The sequence below is a fragment of the Leifsonia sp. Root4 genome (assembly GCF_001425085.1).
GTDB lineage: Bacteria > Actinomycetota > Actinomycetes > Actinomycetales > Microbacteriaceae > Microterricola.
Window position 1 is genome coordinate 624,419 of the sequence record NZ_LMDN01000002.1, and the last position, 18,950, is coordinate 643,368.

Genomic DNA, 18,950 nt, shown 5'->3' on the forward strand with positions numbered 1-18,950 from the left:
ACCCCGTGGCCGCTAGGGCGTCCACCATGGCCGCAGCGGTAGCTCGTCGCTCGGCCCGCCCGGCTTCGCCATGAGCACCTGGTGCAGCTGGATCCCATTGTTCTCGAAGCCGAGCCGCGAGCCGGCCATGTAGAGGCCCCAGACCTTCGCGGTGGGGAGTCCCACCTCGGCAACGGCCTCGTCCCAGTGCTCGACCAGATTGGCGCACCAGTCACGCAGCGTGAGTGCGTAATGCTGGCGCAGATTCTCTTCGTGCAGCACCTCGAGGCCGGCATCCTGCGCGTCGGTGATGATGCGCCCGGAGCCGGTCAATTCGCCGTCGGGGAACACGTAGCGGTCGATGAAACCGCGGGCAGCCGGTGCGGTGCGATTCTCCGGTCGGGTGATGCAGTGGTTGAGCAGCAGCCCGCCCGGTCGCAGTCTGGACTGCAGGAACTCGAAGTAGGCGGGGTAGTTGCGCACGCCGATGTGCTCGAGCAGGCCGATCGACGAGACCGCGTCGAAGCGACCCTCGACGATGTCGCGGTAGTCGCCGTAACGCACCTCGGCCAGCTCGTCGAGCCCTTCCTCAGCGATGGCCCGCTTCGCCCAGGCGGTCTGTTCGCGCGAGAGCGTCACGCCGGTGGCCCGGACGCCGCGCCGCGCGGCGTACCGCACCATGCCGCCCCAGCCACAGCCGACGTCAAGCAGACGGTCGCCGGGCCGCAGGCGCAGCTTCTCGAACACGAGCCGATACTTGTTCTCCTGGGCCGCATCGAGCCCGGCGGCGTCGTCCGGGTAGCAGGCGCAGGTGTAGGTCATTGACGGCCCGAGCACGAACTCATAGAAGGTGTTCGACACGTCGTAGTGGTGGTGGATCGCCTCGGCGTCACGGGCCTTGCTGTGCCGCATGCCCTCGGCGACACGGCGCCAACGGGGCGGCGCCTCGCCGGGCGGCGGGGCGATCGGGCGCAGGTGCTCGATGCCGATGGAGCGCACGATCTCCAGCATCGTCCGCGCCGGCGGGCGGGTGAAGACGAGACTGTCGGCGAGCGTCTTGAGCAGCTCATAGGGGTCGCCGGGGTGCACGCCGCGAATCTCGAGGTCGCCGGCGATGTATGCCCGGGCCAATCCGAGGTCGCCGCCGCCCGTTGCGAGGTAGCTCGTTCCGCGCGGCGTCTTCAGATCCAGTGCGAATGGCGCGTCCGGCGGTCCGGCCGTGCTGCCGTCGTAGGCGGTGAAGCGCAGCGGGAGGCGGCCGCCGGCGAGGATCTCGAGCACGGCGGCGAGGCTGAGCTTGCCTCCAGGCTCTGCGGTGTCCGGCATCCGTTGGCCCGTGGATGCCCTGCCCTTGGTGGTCGTCATCGTCGTTGCACCGCCTTCGCGTAGAGGTCGAGGAGGCGGGAATCGGGGTCAAACCGCCGCTTCACCGCCCGGTAGGCGTCCCCGCCGTAGAGCTCGTCGAACTCCTGCGGGGAGTAGTAGGAGTCGGAGTACAGCGATTTGTGCCCCTCGAGCGCGCCGACCTCGCGCTCGATCAGTCGGTTGGTCGCCCCGTAGTCCACGGCGCCGGGGCTGGAGCTGATCGGCACCGTCGACCAGAAGCCGACATTGACGTAGTTCCGCCCCGGCTGGAGCGGGTAGAGCGGCCACGCCTCGTCGCCGCGCAGCCGGAGCGGGCAGAGCCAGATCGGCGTGATCGCGACCGTGGCGAGGAACCAACCCAGGAACTCCGCGCAGCGCTCGATCGGCACCTCGATGTCTTGCACCACGCGCTCGCGCGGCGGCAGGCCCTTGAGTTTCTCGATGCGGTCGCCGATGTGGAAGCGCTGTTCATAGGCCATCAGCTTCGAGTAGAAGCTGCTGCGCCGGTAGCGACGCGGCCAGAGCCGGCGGATGCCTGGGTTCTGCGCACCGAACGCCTCTGAGCACCAGAACCAGTCCGTGTCCCACCGCCACAGGTAGTCGGCGATGCTCAGGCGATCCGCCGTCACGCCCCGCGCGTGTTGGATCGAGCGGTAGTAGATGCCCTGATCCGTGTAGTCGCTGACGGGGCCGGATTCCGCGCTCTGCGTGCCCAGGCAGAGGTAGCTCTCGTCGGCGCCGAACACCACCCCATCGAGGTAGTCGACGGCAATGCCGTCGAATGCACCCGACTCGATGATCCCGGCCATCGCCTGCAGCAGTTCGGCGACGGAGCGGAAGCGCACGTGTCGGAGCGCGACGAACGGTGCTACCGGCTCGAGCTCGATGCGCAGGCGCACCGCGTAGCCGAGCGTTCCGTAGGAGTTGGGGAAGGCCCGGAAGAGCTCGGGGTTCTCTGTGGGCGAGGCGGTGACCACCTCGCCGGCACCGGTGATGATGTCCATCTCCAGCACCGATTCGTGCGGCAGACCGTTACGGAAGGACGTCGACTCGATGCCGAGCCCGGTGACCGCGCCGCCGAGGGTGATCGTCTTCAGTTGTGGAACGACCAGCGGCGCCAGGCCGTGCTGGAGCGTCGCGGCCACGAGGTCTTCGTACGTGCACATGCCGGCGACATCCGCCGTTCGTGCCTCGACGTCGACCGCGATCACGCCGGTGAGGCCGGAGGTGTCGAGCCCGGGTGCGCCGGCCTTTCGGCGGGTTCGGAAGAGGTTCGAGGTGGGCTTGGCCAGGCGCACCGGCGCCGCAGCCGGCAGCGCGCGATAGCTCGCCAGAAGGCGCTCCACGCCGGCGGCGTAAGCGCTCCGCTCGTCGACCACAGCTGCGGGCACGCGTCCACGCTATCCCTCGTGCGCGCTCAGCGCGAGGGTCAGCTCAGCGTGTGAGCGAGCTCAGCTGGCCGGTCCGAAGATCCGAAATCTGAGCGCAAGCATCCCGTCAAGCCGGTCGGGCTCGGCGAAGGCGGCGAGGAGTACGTCCCACAGCTCGCCGACGCGCGTCGTGAGGTCGGCCATGTTGGTCAGCACATCCGACAGCAGCTGCACGCCGGTGAACGACGGGATGATGAAGTGGGCGAGCCGTGCCGGGTCGGTGCCCTGGCGGAACTCCCCCGCGTCGACGGCGCGGCCGACGAGGTCCTCGAAGGTCGCCAACCAGTCGTCGTATGGCGCCCGCGTCGGCGGGTCGAAGATGGCCCCACCCGTTGTCAATCGGATCCCGGCGCGCACGACCACGTCCCTCACGAGCCACCCGGCCAGGTCGGCACACATGAGCATCATCGTCTCGGCCGGGCTGGCGGTCGCCTCGAATATCTCGGCCGCCGCAACCGTGACGCGGCGGTGCTGCTCGTCGATGACGGCGCGCGCGATCTCTTCCTTGGAGCTGAAGTGAAAGTACAGAGCGCCCTTGGTGACCCCGGCGGTCTCGGCGATGGTCGCGATCGACGCGTCCGCGTAGCCGACGCGGTAGAAGGCGGCCGCGGCGCCGGTGACGATGCGCTCCCGCGTCTGAATCGCCCGGTCCTGCTGTGCCATTGCTCCCCCACCTCCGCCGCGAGAGCAATCCTATCCAGCGAGCCGGAGCCTCGATGGTGACGGGCAGCCCCCAATTCTGCCCGTCACTGCAGGCGTCGCACGCGACTCCTACAGATGTAAACATACCAACCGGACGGTTCTTTGCATAGTGGACAGTGGACTCAATTCAGAAACTGGATCGGCTGCGGGGTGTCGGCAGCGTCTGGCAGACTCGTGCCATGAGCACACCGGGTGGTACGCCGGGCGGCACGCCGGAGCGGCCGGCCGTCTTCTTCGATGGTCCGGAGGAGTTCCGCGCCTGGCTGGAGGCCAACCACGCCACCGCGACGGAACTCTGGATGGGCCTGTACAAGAAACATGTGCCAGGGCGTGGGCTGACGTGGGAACAGGCGGTGCCCGAGGCTCTCTGCTTCGGCTGGATCGACTCCGTCGCGCAGCGGATCGACGACGACGCCAGGCGGCAGCGCTGGACACCGCGGAAGAGCACGAGCACCTGGTCGAGCGTCAACATCGCCCTGGTTGAGAAGCTCACCGCCGAGGGGAGGATGCACCCGGCCGGCATCGCGGCGTTCGAGCGCCGGCGCGCAGACCGCTCGGGCATCTACTCCCACGAGAACCCCGACCAAGAGCTGCCGCCCGAGGCTGCGGCCCGGCTGTCCGCGAGCCCGGCGGCATCCGCATTCTGGGAGAGCGCCACGGCGACCTATCGGCGCGTGGTCACCCACTGGTTGCTCTCCGCGAAGCAGGAGGCCACCCGCGACCGCCGCCTGACGCAACTCATCGACGACAGCGCGGCCGGGCTGCTCGTGCCGTTCCAGCGCTACGGCGAGGTGCCGAAGTGGGTGGAGCGGGCCGCGGAGGCCGCCCGTGCAGCGGGTGGCAGTCACCCCGGCCCCGATGGTCCAGCTCAGCCCTGAAAATCCTCCGGGTCGACGTCGTCCAAAAACTTCTTGAACTCGTCAAGCGCGTCCTCCTCGACGCTGACCGTCTCCACCAGCTCGGCGGGGATCCCGGCCTCCTCCAACACCTCGTCCGCGACGAAGAGCGGTGCCTCCGTGCGTACCGCGAGGGCCACCGAATCCGACGGCCTGGCATCGAGAATGAGGGGGCCGCGAGGGGTGACGAGAGTGATCTCCGCGTAGAAGGTGCCATCGGCGATCCGGGTCACGTCCACCCGTTCGATGTGGGCGCCGAGGGATTCGACGAGGGTCTTCATCAGGTCGTGTGTCAGCGGCCGCGGCGGCTTGTCCCCGCCCAGGGCGAAGAGCGTCGACGTCGCCTCCTGCTCCCCGATCCAGATCGGCAGCACACGACCGGCGCCCGGCGCATCGCGCACCGGCTTCAGCAGGATGATGTGCTGACCCTCGGCGTCGAGCGCGACTCCGAGCACGTGAACCTTGACCATGGCGACTCCCGTCGAGACGTCGGGCGAGACAGGGCCATCGTACGTCCGCTGAGCGTTTGACGGCTCAACTATTCACACGACCCTGCGGATGCCGCCGGCTCAGGCCGCTGTGCCGGCCCCGCCTCCGAAGAAGTCCAGCGCCGCCTCGCGGAACACCCGGGAGCCCGGGGCGTTGAAGTGGTGCCGCCGCGGCAACTCGATGAAGGAGCCGTTCGGGGTCGCGGCAGCCAGTGCCCGCGATTGCTCGAGGATCGCGTCGTCGCTTCCGGTGGCGAAGAGGATCGGCTGCATCGGCGGGTGCGTGACATCCGGGTCGGCATCGCCGAGACGCATGCCCTCGGCGAGCGCCACGAGGGCGCGCAGGTCGTTGCCTTCGACGCGCTCGGAGAGCCTCACGTAGTTCTGCGTCACCGGGTCCTCGATCGGTGTGCCCTGCTCGACGAAGGCGCGCGCCTGATCGATCTGCAGCCGGGCGAGGGGTCGGCCGTCCGGGATGCCGCCGAGCACCGCCCGCTCCACCAACTCCGGGTGAGCGACGGCGAGCTGCCAGCCGACGCGCGCGCCGAGGGAGTAGCCGGCATAGAGCACGCTCTCGAGCATGTAGGTGTCGAGCACCGTCACGAGGTCATCGACGAAGGCATCCATGCTGAAACCCTCGGCCTCGTGCGGCTTGTCGCTGGCACCGTGGCCGCGCTGGTCGACGCTGAGCACGCGGAATCCGGCCCGCGTCAGATCGCGCACCCAGCCGGTGTTCACCCAGTTGTCGCGGCAGCTCGATGCGAAACCGTGCACACACAGCACAGTCGGCGCATCGTCATCGCCCCAGAGATAGGTGGCGATGCGGCGTCCGTCGGCCGCCATCACGAACTGCGGGCTCGGCATCTCGGTGAGGGCGGGGAAGGCAGGGCTCATGCCTGCCATTCTCCCGCGAATCTGCGCGAGCGGCGCATTTCGACGGTGCGCCGTGGCACGACTGGCGAGCGGCGGTTAGTCAATCCCTTTCAGGGCGGCGGCCGCCCGATCTAGCCTGTCGGCATGAACCGGATTCGAGCGACGGAAACGGCACGAGCCGAACACTACAAGGAGGCAGTGACATGAGTGACATGAGTGACAACCGGCTCAACGATCCGCAGCAGATGGAGGATGACCTCAACATGGCTGGCGAACGCGTTGAGCCGGAGCGCGGCGACGAGTCGACGAACGTCGACGCAGCCGAGGATGCCGAGGGCGAACGGACCGGCGTACTCGGGGACCCGCTCGATGAGAACATCGGCGAGGACACCGGCATGCTGGAGTAGCCGACCAGCCGATATCCGCAGCGCCGGGGTGCCGCCCACTACTGTTGGCTCAGCACATAACGCGAAGGAGCGGGATGATCGACACCGGGCACTGCGATGACCGCGCAGACGGGGAGCTCCGATGACTGGCTTTCTTGAGCCACGTCTCGAGTTCGCCTTCGAGTTGCGGGTCGAGGTCGGTGCAGAGCGGCACGTCGGCCGCGGGGACGACGAAGTCCTCGGATTCACGCCGATCACGGGCGGCACCGTCACCGGCCCGCGCCTGACTGGTCGTGTCCTAGCGGGCGGCGGCGACTGGTGGGTCGCCCGCGGGGACGTCGCGCAGCTCGATGCGCGCTATCTGATCGAAGCCGAGGACGGGGCGATCATCGACGTGGTGAATCGCGGCTACTACGTTGCCTCAGACGGTCTCGAGCGCCGGCTCGCGGCCGGGGAGCCGGTGGGCGAGGACGAGCTCTACTACCGGAGCGCGCCGGTGTTCCAAACGGACGCCCCCGCGCACCGCTGGCTCGCCGAACGGCAGTTCATCGGCATGGCGAGGCCAGAGCCGGGATTGGTCTGCATTCGAGTCTTCGAGCTGCGCTGACTCACCCCTCACACGGGCGATGGCTCTCGCTGTAGGGCTTCCAGCAGAGCGCGCAACGCATGAAAGACGGTCGCGGCGAGAACCGATTCCGGGTCACCCGGAAAGTCATGCGTGAACTGCAACGATGATTCACTGTCACCGCTGCAGATGTAGACCCGGCCTGCCGGCTTGCTTTCCTCCTCCCCCGGCCCGCCAACCCCCGTGACCGCAACCGCGTACTCGGCGCCGAGGAGGGCGATGATCCCGTCCTTCATCTCGCGCGCGCATTTCGCGGTGATCACCGGCCCTGGCGGCACGCCGAGGGTCACCGTCTTGACGTGATTGCTGTACGCCACGACTCCGCCCGCGAACCACTCCGAGGCATCGGGCGCCGCGCCCAACGTCGTCGCGATGAGCCCGCAGGTCAGTGACTCCGCAACCGCGATGCGGATGCCGCGCTGGAGAGCGAGCTCGGCCAGCTCCTCGGCGAGCGCCCGCGACAAGCGTTCATGGTCGGTACGGTTCACGGCGCCGACGGCCCTCTCTCCAACGTCTCGGGACGAGACACACGCTTGCGAATCTCAGGAATCACGGCCGGCGCCGCGTTCGTTCGGGGCTTTGCCGAGCCAACCGCGGCGCCGGAACATGAAGTAGGCGACGAGGTCGAGAGCGACGATAGCGACGCTGATGACGATCCAGCCATATTCCCATTGCGTGGGGGGCAGGTTCTTGAAGTTCATGCCGAAGACCCCGGCGATGACGGTGGGGATTGCGAGCAGCGCAGCGAACGCTGAGATGGTGCGCATGTCTTTGTTCTGCCGGGCGGACACGTTGCTCTCGTGGCTGGAGACGGCGGCGTCCAGTGCTGCATGCTCGGCGGTGGCGAGCCGATTCACTCCGTCGGCATCATGCGCAAGGTGGATGAAGTACGGGCGCAGTTCAGGCTCGGCGGCGATGGCGTCTTCGAACTCGCGCCGACCCGTCTCGAGGGCTTCCACAAGACCGGTGATCGCACGGTCGATTCGGCCGATCCGCTGGCGCAGCCGATAGATGCGCCGGTAGTCCTCGTGCACCTCGCTGTCGAAGACCTCGGCCTCGACGTCGTCGAGTTCGCGCTCGACCTGAGCTGCAAGGTCGGCAAAGTCCCGCACGACGGCGTCGAGAACACGGTAGACCGCGGAGATCGGCGACGTCACCGGCACGGGGCCGTGTGCGCTCAGCAGGGCGTCGAGGTCTCGGAGTTGCGCGGCCGGCCCCCACTGGATGATGAGAAGCTCTCGATCGGTGAAGAGGAGCGCGAGCTCGGTGTCCGTCTTCGCGTGCCCGTCGCTCTCGCTGTCAACATCCCAGACGGTGAGGTACAGGCAGTCGCCGAAGCGTTCCAATTTTGGATGCCGGCGCCGCTCTTCGAGATCGGCCATCACAATCGGATGCAGGTCGAAGCGTTCCTGCACCGCCGCGAGCTCGCTCGGCTCGGGGTTGACCAGTCGGCTCCAGGACCAGCCATCGGTCGTCTCGGATTGCTCAGTCATGTCCGGCTCCGTCCAGATCGGAGATCACCCTTCCATCCACCACTGTAAGCACAAACACGGTTCGGCGATTGAGGCTTGCGCATTCATCGGTGGCCTCACACGAGCTCGCCGGGGCCGAGAGGTGACGGAAACGAACGGAGACCGTCAGGGACACGGGGCTGAAACGGTGCGCGAATAGTGTCGGCCACAGCCCGCCACGCGGGGCCCCAAGCACCGACCTTGAAAGGAATCCCATGTCCTATGTGAAGCCGGCCGATCTCGTCTCGACGTTGATCGATGCGGGAGAGTCGAAGATTTTCATGTCCACGCGCGACACGCTCGTGCGCGCAACCATGGGCGGTGCGATGCTGACCATCGCCGCCGCGTTCGCCATCACGGTCAGTGTGACGACCGGCATCCCGCTGCTCGGCGCGGTGCTCTTCCCCGTCGGCTTCATCATGCTCTACCTGCTCGGCTACGACCTGCTGACCGGGGTGTTCGTGCTCGGCCCGCTCGCGTGGATGGACAAGCGCCCAGGCGTCACGCTCGGCGGCGTCCTCCGCAACTGGGGTCTGGTCTTCGTCGGCAACTTCATTGGCGCCTTCACCGTCGCCGTGCTTATGGCGATCGTGGTCACCTATGGCTTCTCCGTTCCGCCCAACGAGGTCGGCGAGGCGATCGGCCACATCGGCGAGGGCCGCACCGTCGGCTACGCCGAACACGGCTTCGGCGGCATGCTCACCCTGTTCATCCGCGGCGTGCTCTGCAACTGGATGGTCTCCACCGGCGTGGTCTTGGCGCTGATCGCCAAGGACGTTCCCGGCAAGATCATGGCCATGTGGATGCCCATCATGCTCTTCTTCTTCATGGGCTTCGAGCACTCGATCGTCAACATGTTCCTCTTCCCCTCCGGCCTGCTGCTCGGCGGCGACTTCACGATCATGGACTACCTGGTCTGGAACGAGATCCCCACCGTGATCGGCAACCTCGTCGGCGGCATCGTCTTCACGGCCATCCCCCTGTACCTGACGCACTCTCGCACGAAGGCGCCCCGGGTGATCACTCCGCGTCGAACGCTCTCGCGCAGCAGCGAGGCGACGAACGCCGAGCGCGAACTCCAGGACGTGACCTCGGCGTGACGCTCAACCGGTGCTGTGTCGGGCGGATGCCGGATGCAGCACCGGCTCAGTCCTGGCGGGTGCTCGCGTAGGTGATCGACAGCCCGCCCTCAGCGAGCAGGCCCAGCGTCGGCGAGCTGCGCGGCGCATCGGTGATCAGCCCCGCGATCTCGGGGGCCCGGAGCACGACGAAGCGGGATGCCGTGCCGATCTTGTCGGCGTCGGCGAGCACGTAGGTGTCGGCGGAGTGACGCGCGAGCGTGCGCTTCATCGCCGCTTCGTCGGCGTCATCCGTCGTGAAGCCGGTCTCGGGGTGCACCCCGGTCACACCGACGAAGAACAGATCGGCGTTGACCTGCGCGGCGGCCTCGACGGCTGCGGCGCCGCAGGTGACGGCGGAGTGTTTGAAGAGTCTGCCGCCCAGCATGAACACCTCGATGTTCGGGTGCCCAAGCAGGGCGACGGCGATGGTCGGGCTGTGCGTGACGACCGTCAGCGCGAGCTCGCGATCCAGTTCGCGCACGAGCTCCAGCGTGGTGGTTCCCCCATCGAGGATGACGGTCTGGCCGGGCTCGATCAGCGCGGCCGCGGCCCGGGCCACGGACTGTTTGCCGACGACATTCAGCTCCGTACGGGTCTCGTAGTCGGCGATCGCGGCGGAGATCGGCAGTGCTCCGCCGTAGACGCGCTGGCACTTGCCGGCCGCGGCGAGTTCCCGCAGGTCACGCCGGATGCTGTCCTCCGAGAGACGGAGTTCGGCCGCGACCTCCTTGGCGACGACCTTGCGCTCCGTACGAAGTTTCTCCAGCAGGTACTCGTGTCGTTGCGCCGCAAGCATTCGTGTTTCTCCTTGTTTTTTAACGTTTATGCACGTTACCATGCCAACATGACGACACCGCTTCTCATTCTCATCGCAGGCCCCTACCGCTCGGGAACCGGAGACGACCCCGCTCGGCTGGCCGCCAACCTCGCGCAGCTCGAACAGGCGGCCTGGCCGATCTTCCGGGCCGGCCACATCCCGATGATCGGCGAGTGGGTGGCGCTTCCCGTGCTCCGCGGCGCCGGCGGGACGAGCGTGGCCGATCCCATCGCGACAGAGATCATGTACCCGACGGCCGAACGGCTGCTGCAGCACTGCGACGCCGTGTTGCGGCTGCCCGGCGCCTCGGCCGGCGCGGATCAGGACGTCGCGATCGCGAGGGAGCGCGGCATCCCTGTGTACTTCGCGCTCGAGGAGGTGCCGGGCCACCAGCTGAAGCAGGCGTAGCTCTGCACGCCGATGGCCGACGATGCGGGGGAATGCTCGCCTGAGTCGCCAATAGGATGACGGGATGACTGCCGCCATCTTGCGCCGATCCGTACCGGCTGATGCTCCCGCCGTACTGCGGCTGTTCGATGAGGCGATCGCGTGGTTCGTGCGGATCGGCAATACCGGCCAGTGGGGCACAGAGCCGTTCACGGGCCAGACGTTGTGGGAGGAGCGAGTCGCGGAGTGGTGCACCGGGTCGGAGAGCTGGGTGGCGACGCAGCCCGAGCTGGGCGTCTGCGGCCTGCTCGTGCTCGGCGACGCCGGAGGGTACGTGCCAGCCGCCACCGAGCCAGAGCTCTACGTGCGCTCGCTCATCGGCTCGCGCGACCCTCGCGCGAAGGGCACCGGCCGTCGCTTGCTCGCGCTTGCAGACGAACGAGCCGCGGACGCCGGCGTGGGTCTGTTGCGGGTCGATTGCTACGCGGGAGGCTCGGGCGAGCTCATCGGCTTCTATGAGTCGTGCGGGTACACCCGCACCGACACGTTCACGGTCGAGAAAGACCCTCAGGATTGGCCAGGGCAGGTGCTCGCTCGCCGGATCGGCTGAGCAGCGACATCAGCTCAGCTCACGCGACCGAGACGAAGGTGGAATCTGGGGCGGCGGTGCCCCAGGCGTTCATTGCGTCCAGCACCTGGCGCAGCTCATGGCCGAGCGGCGTCAACTCGTAGACCACTCTGGGCGGGATCTCCGCGTAGACCGTGCGCGTGACGATCCCGTGCTCCTCGAAGCGCCGCAGCCTGTTGGTCAGGGTGTGCGCGCTGATGCCGGGGAGCGCGGTGCGCAGTTCGGTGAAGCGATGCGGGCCGTGCAGGAGCTCACGCACAATGAGCGTCGCCCACGGTCCGTCGAAGAGCGTCAGGAAGCGGGCGACGCCGCATTCCGGCACCATATCTGTTGCCACGACTTTCCTCCGAGTTCCCATTAGTGCATTTGACGTAACCAGTGCATCATATGCACTAATGGACGAATGGTTTACATCGTGCATGGCGCCACCGGCGCCCAAGGTTCCCCCGTTCTCTCCTCACTGCTCTCCGCTGGCAAGGATGCGACCGCAGCGGTCCGCACCCCCGCGGGCCTATCGGCCGGCGCCGGAGCGGTGACGGTGGACTTCGCGGACGCCGCATCCCTCGCCGACGCCTACCGCGGCGCGGAGGGCGTGTTCGTCCACCTTCCGCTCGGTGCCCCCGAACAGTTGGCCGGCTTCGCCGCGTCGGTCGTCGAGGCGGTTGACCAGGCGCGTCCCGCCCGCGTCGTCGTCTCCACCAGCGGTCAGATCGTCGACGACCCCGAGTCGCCGCTGCAGGCGGCCGCCGACAGCGCCATCATGACGCTGATCCGAGGCATCGAAGCAACCGGAGTCCCGTTCGCGGTCGTCGCCCCGCGCCTGTACCTCGAGAACCTGCTGTTGCCCATGGTCGCCGGCCCGGCGGCAGAGGACGGCGTGCTGCGCTACCCGCTGCGCGCGGACTACCCCGTGTCGTGGAGCTCGCACCTGGATGTCGCGGCCACCGTCGTGCGCCTCCTCACCGATCCCTCAATCGATGGCACCATCGCCGTCGGCCACAACCCGGCGCTCACCGGCGCCGACCTCGCCGCCGGCTTCGCCGCCCACCTGGGCCGCGACGTCCGCTTCGAGGCGGTCTCCCCCGCCGAGTTCGGCGTGCTCATCACGCCGCTGTTCGGAGCGGATGCCTCAGCACCGGTCGTCGGGCTCTACGAGGCGCTCGGCGCTCAGGACGGCAACACGATCGCCCTGGCCAACAGCGCCCAGCAGCTCCTGGAGCTCGAGCCGCGCTCGGTCTCCGCATGGCTGGCCGAGGTCAACGCCGCGTAGCGCGCGAATGCCGCGAGCGCCCTGGGCATCAATCCCCCGGGGCGCTCGGGCCGGTCTCCGACGGCTAGCGCTTAAGTCGCCGAGCGATGACGACGCTCGCAATCGACCCGCCGATTGCAATCGTGAGCGCAAGACCGGCGATGACGAGATAGCGGATCTCGGACGCCGGGCTGTAGGGGAAGGTGTCGGCCCAGTCGAGCCCCAGCCGCACGACGAGCGCACCGAGCAGCCACGCCGCGAGTATGCCGAAGACCACGACCATCCAGCGGCGTGGGGCACGAGAAGTCATGCCTCCATTCTGCCCGTGCTCCTCGACGCCGCAGGGACGGGCGAGGCCATCGCCGTGCGCGACAATGAACACACAGAGCGACCACACGCAGCCACAGCTCAACTCAGAGAGACGGAAGCCCCATGATCACGATCCACCTCCGCTACGAGATCGACGCCGACAAGCTCGAGGACTTCCGCGCCTACGGTCAGGAATGGATCCGGCTCGTCAATAGGCTCGGCGGCACGCATCACGGCTACTTCCTTCCGAGCGAGGGAGACAGCGACGAGGCGTTCGCGCTCTTCAGCTTCGATTCCTTTGCGAGCTATGAGCAGTACCGGATTGCGGCGGCCTCCGACCCGGAGTGCATCGCAGCGTTCGATTTCGCGAGGAAGACGCAGTGCATCCGCCGCTACGAACGCCGCTTCCTCACCCCCGTCTTCGAGTAGGGCATCGCATACGAGGCCTTGCGCCATTCGCCAGCCGACGACGAACGCCCTGGAGCCGATTGGCCCAGGGCGTTCGTTGTATCCAGACGAGCTTTAGTCGTTGGCGAACAGCAGGTTGACGTCCTCCGCCGCGTCCTTCAACGACTCCGGCTCCGATTCGAAGATCAGGACCGACTCGACCGCGGGCTCCATGATCGCCATGATGTCGACCCAGTGATTGGCGATCGGGGCGAGCTCGGTCTCTCCGGCGGCAACCGCGTCGTAGTAGACAGCAGGGTCAATGCCGGCAGCCTCGAATGCGGCTCGCGCCTTCTCGCTGGAGCTCGTGAGTGCAGGGAACACGACTGCGGCTTCGGCCACGACATCCTGGCAGGCGGTTGAGGCGAGGTAACCGACCCACTTCTTTGACAGCTCGGGGTTGTCGGTTGAGGCGAGCACCGAGTCGGCGAGACCATTCAGGATTCCTGCTCGTTCGCCGTCCGGGCCCTTGGGCAGTGGAGCGATTCCGCTGGTGATGCCGTCGAAGCTGAAGTAGCTGCGCGCGTTCCAGCTTCCGTCGGTGACGAGGGCATAGCGGCCCGCACCGTAGGCGTCCTTGATGCCGACACCGGATGACGCGGCCTCGTAGCTGGGCATGAAGCCCTTGGTGATGAGCGAACGCCACCACGCGATCGAGTCGATGTAGCCCGATTCGGCGTAGTTGAACTCGGTGCCGAACGGGTTCTTGTCCGCGTAGGTCCAGTCGTTGCTCAGGGCGTAGGGGCTCCACTGGGTCTGGCCGAAGGCCCCGATGCCGGACTTGGCCTTCAACCCGAGGCCGTAGACCTCGACGTTCTTCGGGTCGAAGCCTGCCTCGTCTCCGCGCACGCCATTCTTGTCGACAGAGAGGTGCGCGATCGTGGCCTCCCACGTGCCGCCGTTCTCCGGGTTCCAGCTCAGATCCTGGAGGTCTTCGGGGGCGAGCCCGGCGGCCGCAAGGTAGTCGGCGTTGTAGATGGTGGCGACCGTGTCCCAATCCTTGGGGAGACCGTAGCGCTTGCCGTCCTCACCGATCCAGAGCTCGGGCATCCCCGCCTGGTAGTCGTCAAGGTTGATCTTCTCGGACTCGACGACATCGTCAAGAGCGAGCAGCTGCCCGGTGCTCGCCAGCTGCGGGAAGAACGCGGCGTGGTTGGTGATGACGTCCGGGGCGTTGCCGCCGACCAGGCTCGTCGTGAGCGTCTGGAAGTAGTCATCCCAGCCGTACTGTTCGATCTTGACCGTTGAGCCCGGGTTCGCCGCAGCGAAATCCGTCGCGCACTGCTCGTAGGCGGGCTGCTGATTGGAGTCCCACAGCCAGTAGGTGATCGATCCGCTCGCGGCTGCGTCGCCACCGGTCGTTCCGCCTCCAGAACATGCGGTGAGCAATACCAGCGGCATTGCTGCGAGGGCCGCGAGGATGGCCTTCTTCTTGTTCATTGCGTTCCTTTCTTGGTGCTGTGATGTGGTCGTGCTGAGCGTCATTTGACGCCGGAGTAGCCGATCGAATTGATTACCCGTCTGCCGAGGAAGACGAAGAGGATCAGGATCGGAAGCGCTGCGATGAGGGTTGCCGCCATCAGGCCGGCCCAGTCGGGTCCGCCCTGCGGCGTTTGCGAGCGGAAGACGCCGAGACCGACGGTGAGCACTCGAACACTCTCATCGCGGCCAACGAGTAGCGGCCAGAAGTACTCGTTCCAGGAGGTGATGTACGTGAGGATTGCGAGGGTCGCAATGGCCGAGGAGCCGAGTGGAAGGATCACCTGGAAGAACCGTCTGACCGCTCCGGCGCCATCGATGATGGCCGCCTCTTCCACTTCGCGGCTGATGCCGAGGAAGAACTGCCGGAGGAAGAAGACCGCGAACGGCGTCATGAGCAGTGTCGGGAGGATGATGCCGGCATAGGTGTTGAGAAGGCCGAGCTCCCGGATCGTGACGAAGTTGGGGATCGTCGTGAAGATGGGCGGGACCATCAACGCGGTGATGAAGGCGGCGAAGACGAGGTCACGCCCGCGCCACTGCAAGCGCGCGAAGGCGTAAGCCGCCATGGAGCAGAAGAGCACCTGCCCGACCGTGGTCACGGTTGCGACCAAGAGCGAGTTACGCAGATATGCCCAGAAGTTGATCGATGCACCGGAGCCGCCTTCGGCGAGCGCCTCGGCCGGCGTCGACAACCCGAGAACGCGTTCATAGGCGCCGAGCGTGAAGTCGACCGGCAGGAATGACCCCGGTGCGCTGCCCAGCGAGGTCGTCGTTGAAAACGAGGTGCGCAGCATCCAATAGAAGGGGAACAGTGTGATGAGCATCACGGCCCCGAGCACGATCCAGCCAAGGATTCTGCCCAGTCGCGCTCGAGTCGGAAGTTGCCGACTCTGTGCGCTGGGGTTGGGGTTCACTGCACGGTTCAAAGAAGTGGAGGTCATGATGCGGCTCATCCCAAGTCGGACTGGTTGGCGCGGGTGAGGCGCAACTGAAGGAACGTGAATACTGCGAGCAGCAGGAAGAGTGCGAGGGCCATTGCCGAGCCGTATCCGAAATCGAAGCGGTTGAACGCGACGTCGTAGATGTAGTAATTGATGACTCGAGTCGCGTTGACCGGCCCGCCCTGCGTGGTGACGGCGATCGTGTCGAAGATCTGGAAGGAGCCGGTCACGGTGATGACGAGCACCATCGCGAGCACGGGTCGCAAGAGCGGGAGCGTGATGCTGCGGAACATCCGCCATTCGGAGCCGCCGTCGATCGCGCCCGCTTCGTAGACCTCCTTGGGAATCGTCTGGAGCCCGGCGAAAATGAGAAGTGCCGTGTAACCCATGTGGCGCCACACGTTGATGAATGCCACCGTCGGGATCGCCCACTCGCTCTGGCCGAAGAACGCCACGCGATCGAGCCCGATGGCGTTGATGATCTCGTTGACGATGCCGAACTGGTAGTCGAACATGTAGAACCAAACGAGCGCCGCGATCACATTTGCGATGAGGTACGGCAGGATCACGATGCCCCTGATAACCATCGATTGCGTCAGTCGGTGCATCAGAACGGCGATCCCGAGGGCCAGGATCGTCTGCAGCCCGATATTGAGCAGCACGTAGTAGCTCGTCGTGCCGAGTGCGTTCCAGAAGAGGGGGTCCTGCCCCATGCGCACGTAGTTGTCGAAACCGACGAATTCGGGCGCGGTGAGCAGGTCGAAATCGGTGAAGCTGTAGTAGAAACCTCTGACGGCGGGCCAGACGAAGAACGCGAGGAAGCCGATCAATGCCGGTGCCACGAAGAGCCAGGCGGTGATCGCTTCGCGGCGCTTGAGGCCGAGGGTGAACCCACGACGTGGTTCAGCGGTGCGCGGTGGCGTAACGCGCATCGGCGGTGATGTCACTGTTCGTGTGGTCATGGTTCAGTTCTTTTCCGATGGGATCGCAACGACGTGTATCAGTGCAAGGTGCTCGGGGGCGAGCGCGGGGCCCTGAAGGCCGGCGGATGCCAAAACACCGCCATCTAGTTCAACACCTGCCGTCCACCACCCGGGACCAGCGTGGTGGTTGAACGTCAAGATCTCGTCGCCGGGCGCGAGGGGACTGACGCGGTACGTGGTACCCGGCTTGAGGCCGGGCAACCGCACCGCGCCGGGCGGATTCTGCACGCCCGTGGCCATCGCGACGAACGAATAGATGGCCTGGTCCTGCTGCGCATCAACAATGCCGCGAACCCAGTAGGACGGGTCCGGGTGGTCACCGCGAACGACGGTGCCACGGTGCATCCAGCTGCGGTGCTCCTTATAGAGGAGAATCCACTGCCGAAGCGCTTCGAGCTCGCTGTCGCTCGCCTGCGAGAGGTCCTGTTCGATGCCGAAGCTGCCGAAGAGGGCGGTTCCCGCCCGGAAGGAGATGTCGTGCGAGCGTTTGGTCGAGTGGGCGACGGCGGAGCCGACATGTGAGCCGATGAGCTCGGGCGGCACGGTCAGACCCGTCCAGCGTTCAATCCGCTGACGCTCGAGCGCATCGATGCAGTCACTCGCCCAGATGCGATCACTCCGTTCGAGGACCTCGAGGTCGGCGCGTGCCCCGCCGGAGGAACAGGCCTCGATCTCCAGCGCGGGGAAGCGCTCGCGAAGCGTGTCGACCAGCCGGTAGAAGGCAACGGTCTGGTTGTGAACGCCGGCGATGCCTGCATCCGGATGCCCTGCATCCACAAGGTCGCGATTGTGATCCCACTTGATGAAATCGATGCTGTAGCGCTCGATGAGCGCGCTCATGCTCGTCAGCACGTGCGCGAACGCCTCCGCATTGGCGAGGTCAAGCACCTGCTGGAAGCGGGCCGTTGGCGGGAGTCGGTGCCCGGGCGACATGATCCATTCCGGGTGCGTGCGAGCGGCCTCGGAGTCGGGGTTGATCATCTCCGGCTCAAACCAGAGGCCGAATTGCATGCCGTGTTCACGAACACGATCTACGAGTGGGTCCAGGCCATCCGGCCAGACGTCCTGGTCGATGTGCCAGTCCCCCAATCCGGCGGTCTTGTCGCGACGCCCGTGGAACCAGCCGTCGTCGAGAACGAAACGCTCGACGCCGACACCGGCCGCCTTGTCTGCCAGCGCGAGGAGCGTGTCGAGGTCCTGGTCGAAGTACACCGCTTCCCAGGTGTTGAGCACGACCGGGCGCGGGCTGGTCGGGTACCCGACACGTGCACGAAGGAATCCGTGGAAGCGCGCGCTGAGCTCGTCGAGCCCGTCACCGTAGGACGCGTACAGCCAGGGGCTTTGGTAGGACTCGTTCTCGCCAAGGCGTGTCTCACCGGGCAGGAGGAGTTCGCCGCCGCCGATCACGCTGCGGCCGCTCGGAAGGCGCTCCGCGTAGCTGCGGTGGTTTCCGCTCCACGCGAGCTGAACCCCCCACACCTCTCCGCTGCGGAAGCCGAACCCAGTCTCGCCCACCGCGTAGAGCAGCGAGGCGTCGTGTCCGGTGCGGCCGTGTCGGCCTTCCTTCGAGTGCGTGCCCATCGTGAAGGCGTGGCGCTGGGCGCTGCTCTCGCGAACGTGTCGCCCGGTGAAGTCAAGGATCTCCTGAGCCTCAAGCGGAACAGGGAGCGCGAGCACCAGTGCGTCGAGCGTGTAGTGATCCGGACGGGTGTTCGTCACGCGCGCCCTGGTCCGAAGCACGCCGGTCGCCGAGAGTTCCAGTTCGAGGAGCACAGCCAAGCCGGAGTGCCGATCCTCAAGTTCTGCGACGAATCGGTTGCCGCCAAAACGCTGGTCCTGCGATTCGGCACGCGCGGCGGCCGCCAGGGAGAGGTCGAGGGTGAAGTTCCCGCCATCCCGATGGCCCGCGATGCCCGGGGTGCCCATCCATCCGGTGGACTGCTCCGGGAGGATGGCCAGCGGGATCGGAACGTCGATGCTGTTCGACACGATCTGGGGGCTCGCGGCGGAGACGAGCTGCGCCAGCGCCGACTCGCTCTGGTCGCCCAGTGCCTTGCCCCAGTAGATGACTGCTGGCACACCAGCTCCCCGTGCATCGACAACCACACTGACACCGCCTGCCATCAAATGGAACAGGTCGCTGGCGTCTGTCATGGTGGCTCCTTCGCCGATATCCCTCGCGGGCTGAATGTGCTTTATTATTATTGTGACAGAAAGCATCCACGTCAAATTGAGCTCGATGCGCCGCGAGAATCGCGCATTCCTTGGCCTCTGAACTCAAGGTGGACGGGGTATTATTATCTTCATTGAAGTAATCCGTTGTCTGTTGCG

General features: G+C 66.6%; 22 protein-coding genes. 8 read left to right on the forward strand and 14 right to left on the reverse strand.

Annotated features, from left to right (window positions below; translation table 11 throughout):
- Nucleotides 1–12: 12 nt before the first annotated feature.
- Genes ASC66_RS08970 through ASC66_RS08980 form a run of 3 tightly spaced genes read right to left on the reverse strand, consistent with a single transcriptional unit; the run spans nt 13 to nt 3,437 of the window.
- On the reverse strand, nt 13–1,344 hold the full coding sequence (locus ASC66_RS08970; RefSeq protein WP_082492180.1) for a class I SAM-dependent methyltransferase: 1,332 nt from the start codon (nt 1,342–1,344) through the stop codon (nt 13–15).
- The gene (locus ASC66_RS08975) at nt 1,341–2,735 is read right to left on the reverse strand and encodes an FAD-binding oxidoreductase (protein ID WP_055837867.1); all 1,395 of its coding nucleotides are present in this window, start codon (nt 2,733–2,735) and stop codon (nt 1,341–1,343) included. Before ASC66_RS08975 ends, ASC66_RS08970 begins: the two co-directional genes overlap by 4 nt.
- Before the next feature lie 60 nt (nt 2,736–2,795).
- Nucleotides 2,796–3,437, reverse strand: coding sequence for a ScbR family autoregulator-binding transcription factor (locus tag ASC66_RS08980; protein ID WP_055837871.1), 642 nt, complete (start codon nt 3,435–3,437; stop codon nt 2,796–2,798).
- A gap of 218 nt (nt 3,438–3,655) precedes the next feature.
- Here ASC66_RS08980 and ASC66_RS08985 point away from each other — a divergent pair, with 218 nt between their 5' ends.
- Nucleotides 3,656–4,354: a YdeI/OmpD-associated family protein gene (locus tag ASC66_RS08985; RefSeq protein WP_055837874.1), complete on the forward strand. Its 699-nt coding sequence runs from the start codon at nt 3,656–3,658 to the stop codon at nt 4,352–4,354.
- Here the strand turns inward: ASC66_RS08985 and ASC66_RS08990 are convergent.
- Both ASC66_RS08990 and ASC66_RS08995 read right to left on the reverse strand, forming a co-directional pair.
- The gene (locus ASC66_RS08990; protein ID WP_055837877.1) at nt 4,345–4,842 is read right to left on the reverse strand and encodes a bifunctional nuclease family protein; all 498 of its coding nucleotides are present in this window, start codon (nt 4,840–4,842) and stop codon (nt 4,345–4,347) included. The genes ASC66_RS08985 and ASC66_RS08990 overlap by 10 nt on opposite strands.
- A gap of 99 nt (nt 4,843–4,941) precedes the next feature.
- Nucleotides 4,942–5,754 carry an alpha/beta fold hydrolase gene (locus ASC66_RS08995; RefSeq protein WP_055838479.1) on the reverse strand — a complete coding sequence of 271 codons (813 nt, stop codon included), beginning with the start codon at nt 5,752–5,754 and terminating at the stop codon, nt 4,942–4,944.
- A gap of 182 nt (nt 5,755–5,936) precedes the next feature.
- Between ASC66_RS08995 and ASC66_RS09000 the strand changes: the two genes are divergently transcribed.
- Complete coding sequence (locus tag ASC66_RS09000) at nt 5,937–6,140, forward strand: hypothetical protein (protein WP_055837879.1); 204 nt, start codon at nt 5,937–5,939, stop codon at nt 6,138–6,140.
- A gap of 121 nt (nt 6,141–6,261) precedes the next feature.
- A complete protein-coding gene (locus ASC66_RS09005) occupies nt 6,262–6,726 on the forward strand; it encodes a DUF3237 domain-containing protein (RefSeq protein WP_055837882.1) in 465 nt (154 codons plus the stop codon).
- 8 nt (nt 6,727–6,734) lie between these two features.
- On the opposite strand, the gene ASC66_RS09010 is transcribed toward ASC66_RS09005, so the two are convergent.
- Complete coding sequence (locus tag ASC66_RS09010) at nt 6,735–7,232, reverse strand: CinA family protein (RefSeq protein ID WP_055837885.1); 498 nt, start codon at nt 7,230–7,232, stop codon at nt 6,735–6,737.
- A 54-nt stretch (nt 7,233–7,286) separates the two neighbouring features.
- Nucleotides 7,287–8,237: a CorA family divalent cation transporter gene (locus tag ASC66_RS09015; RefSeq protein ID WP_055837888.1), complete on the reverse strand. Its 951-nt coding sequence runs from the start codon at nt 8,235–8,237 to the stop codon at nt 7,287–7,289.
- A gap of 233 nt (nt 8,238–8,470) precedes the next feature.
- Here ASC66_RS09015 and ASC66_RS09020 point away from each other — a divergent pair, with 233 nt between their 5' ends.
- Nucleotides 8,471–9,355, forward strand: coding sequence for a formate/nitrite transporter family protein (locus ASC66_RS09020; protein WP_055837891.1), 885 nt, complete (start codon nt 8,471–8,473; stop codon nt 9,353–9,355).
- A gap of 46 nt (nt 9,356–9,401) precedes the next feature.
- On the opposite strand, the gene ASC66_RS09025 is transcribed toward ASC66_RS09020, so the two are convergent.
- On the reverse strand, nt 9,402–10,172 hold the full coding sequence (locus ASC66_RS09025) for a DeoR/GlpR family DNA-binding transcription regulator (RefSeq protein WP_055837894.1): 771 nt from the start codon (nt 10,170–10,172) through the stop codon (nt 9,402–9,404).
- 48 nt (nt 10,173–10,220) lie between these two features.
- Here ASC66_RS09025 and ASC66_RS09030 point away from each other — a divergent pair, with 48 nt between their 5' ends.
- A complete protein-coding gene (locus ASC66_RS09030) occupies nt 10,221–10,601 on the forward strand; it encodes a hypothetical protein (protein ID WP_055837899.1) in 381 nt (126 codons plus the stop codon).
- 64 nt (nt 10,602–10,665) lie between these two features.
- Nucleotides 10,666–11,190 carry a GNAT family N-acetyltransferase gene (locus tag ASC66_RS09035; protein ID WP_055837900.1) on the forward strand — a complete coding sequence of 175 codons (525 nt, stop codon included), beginning with the start codon at nt 10,666–10,668 and terminating at the stop codon, nt 11,188–11,190.
- 19 nt (nt 11,191–11,209) lie between these two features.
- Here the strand turns inward: ASC66_RS09035 and ASC66_RS09040 are convergent, their stop codons facing one another.
- The gene (locus tag ASC66_RS09040; RefSeq protein ID WP_235496810.1) at nt 11,210–11,545 is read right to left on the reverse strand and encodes a winged helix-turn-helix transcriptional regulator; all 336 of its coding nucleotides are present in this window, start codon (nt 11,543–11,545) and stop codon (nt 11,210–11,212) included.
- Nucleotides 11,546–11,611: 66 nt separating this feature from the next.
- Between ASC66_RS09040 and ASC66_RS09045 the strand changes: the two genes are divergently transcribed.
- The gene (locus ASC66_RS09045; RefSeq protein ID WP_055837909.1) at nt 11,612–12,478 is read left to right on the forward strand and encodes an SDR family oxidoreductase; all 867 of its coding nucleotides are present in this window, start codon (nt 11,612–11,614) and stop codon (nt 12,476–12,478) included.
- 64 nt (nt 12,479–12,542) lie between these two features.
- On the opposite strand, the gene ASC66_RS09050 is transcribed toward ASC66_RS09045, so the two are convergent.
- Nucleotides 12,543–12,767 (reverse strand): hypothetical protein, encoded by a 225-nt coding sequence (locus ASC66_RS09050; protein WP_157509719.1) that lies wholly within the window; start codon nt 12,765–12,767, stop codon nt 12,543–12,545.
- 122 nt (nt 12,768–12,889) lie between these two features.
- Between ASC66_RS09050 and ASC66_RS09055 the strand changes: the two genes are divergently transcribed.
- On the forward strand, nt 12,890–13,195 hold the full coding sequence (locus ASC66_RS09055; RefSeq protein WP_055837914.1) for an NIPSNAP family protein: 306 nt from the start codon (nt 12,890–12,892) through the stop codon (nt 13,193–13,195).
- 93 nt (nt 13,196–13,288) lie between these two features.
- Here the strand turns inward: ASC66_RS09055 and ASC66_RS09060 are convergent, their stop codons facing one another.
- From ASC66_RS09060 to ASC66_RS09075, 4 genes are read right to left on the reverse strand one after another with little or no spacing between them, the layout of a single operon-like run.
- Nucleotides 13,289–14,653, reverse strand: coding sequence for an ABC transporter substrate-binding protein (locus ASC66_RS09060; RefSeq protein WP_055837917.1), 1,365 nt, complete (start codon nt 14,651–14,653; stop codon nt 13,289–13,291).
- Nucleotides 14,654–14,694: 41 nt separating this feature from the next.
- Nucleotides 14,695–15,636 (reverse strand): carbohydrate ABC transporter permease, encoded by a 942-nt coding sequence (locus ASC66_RS09065; protein WP_055837919.1) that lies wholly within the window; start codon nt 15,634–15,636, stop codon nt 14,695–14,697.
- An 8-nt stretch (nt 15,637–15,644) separates the two neighbouring features.
- Nucleotides 15,645–16,598: a carbohydrate ABC transporter permease gene (locus ASC66_RS09070; RefSeq protein WP_082492182.1), complete on the reverse strand. Its 954-nt coding sequence runs from the start codon at nt 16,596–16,598 to the stop codon at nt 15,645–15,647.
- A gap of 3 nt (nt 16,599–16,601) precedes the next feature.
- Nucleotides 16,602–18,773, reverse strand: coding sequence for an alpha-galactosidase (locus tag ASC66_RS09075; protein ID WP_157509720.1), 2,172 nt, complete (start codon nt 18,771–18,773; stop codon nt 16,602–16,604).
- Nucleotides 18,774–18,950 lie beyond the last annotated feature (177 nt).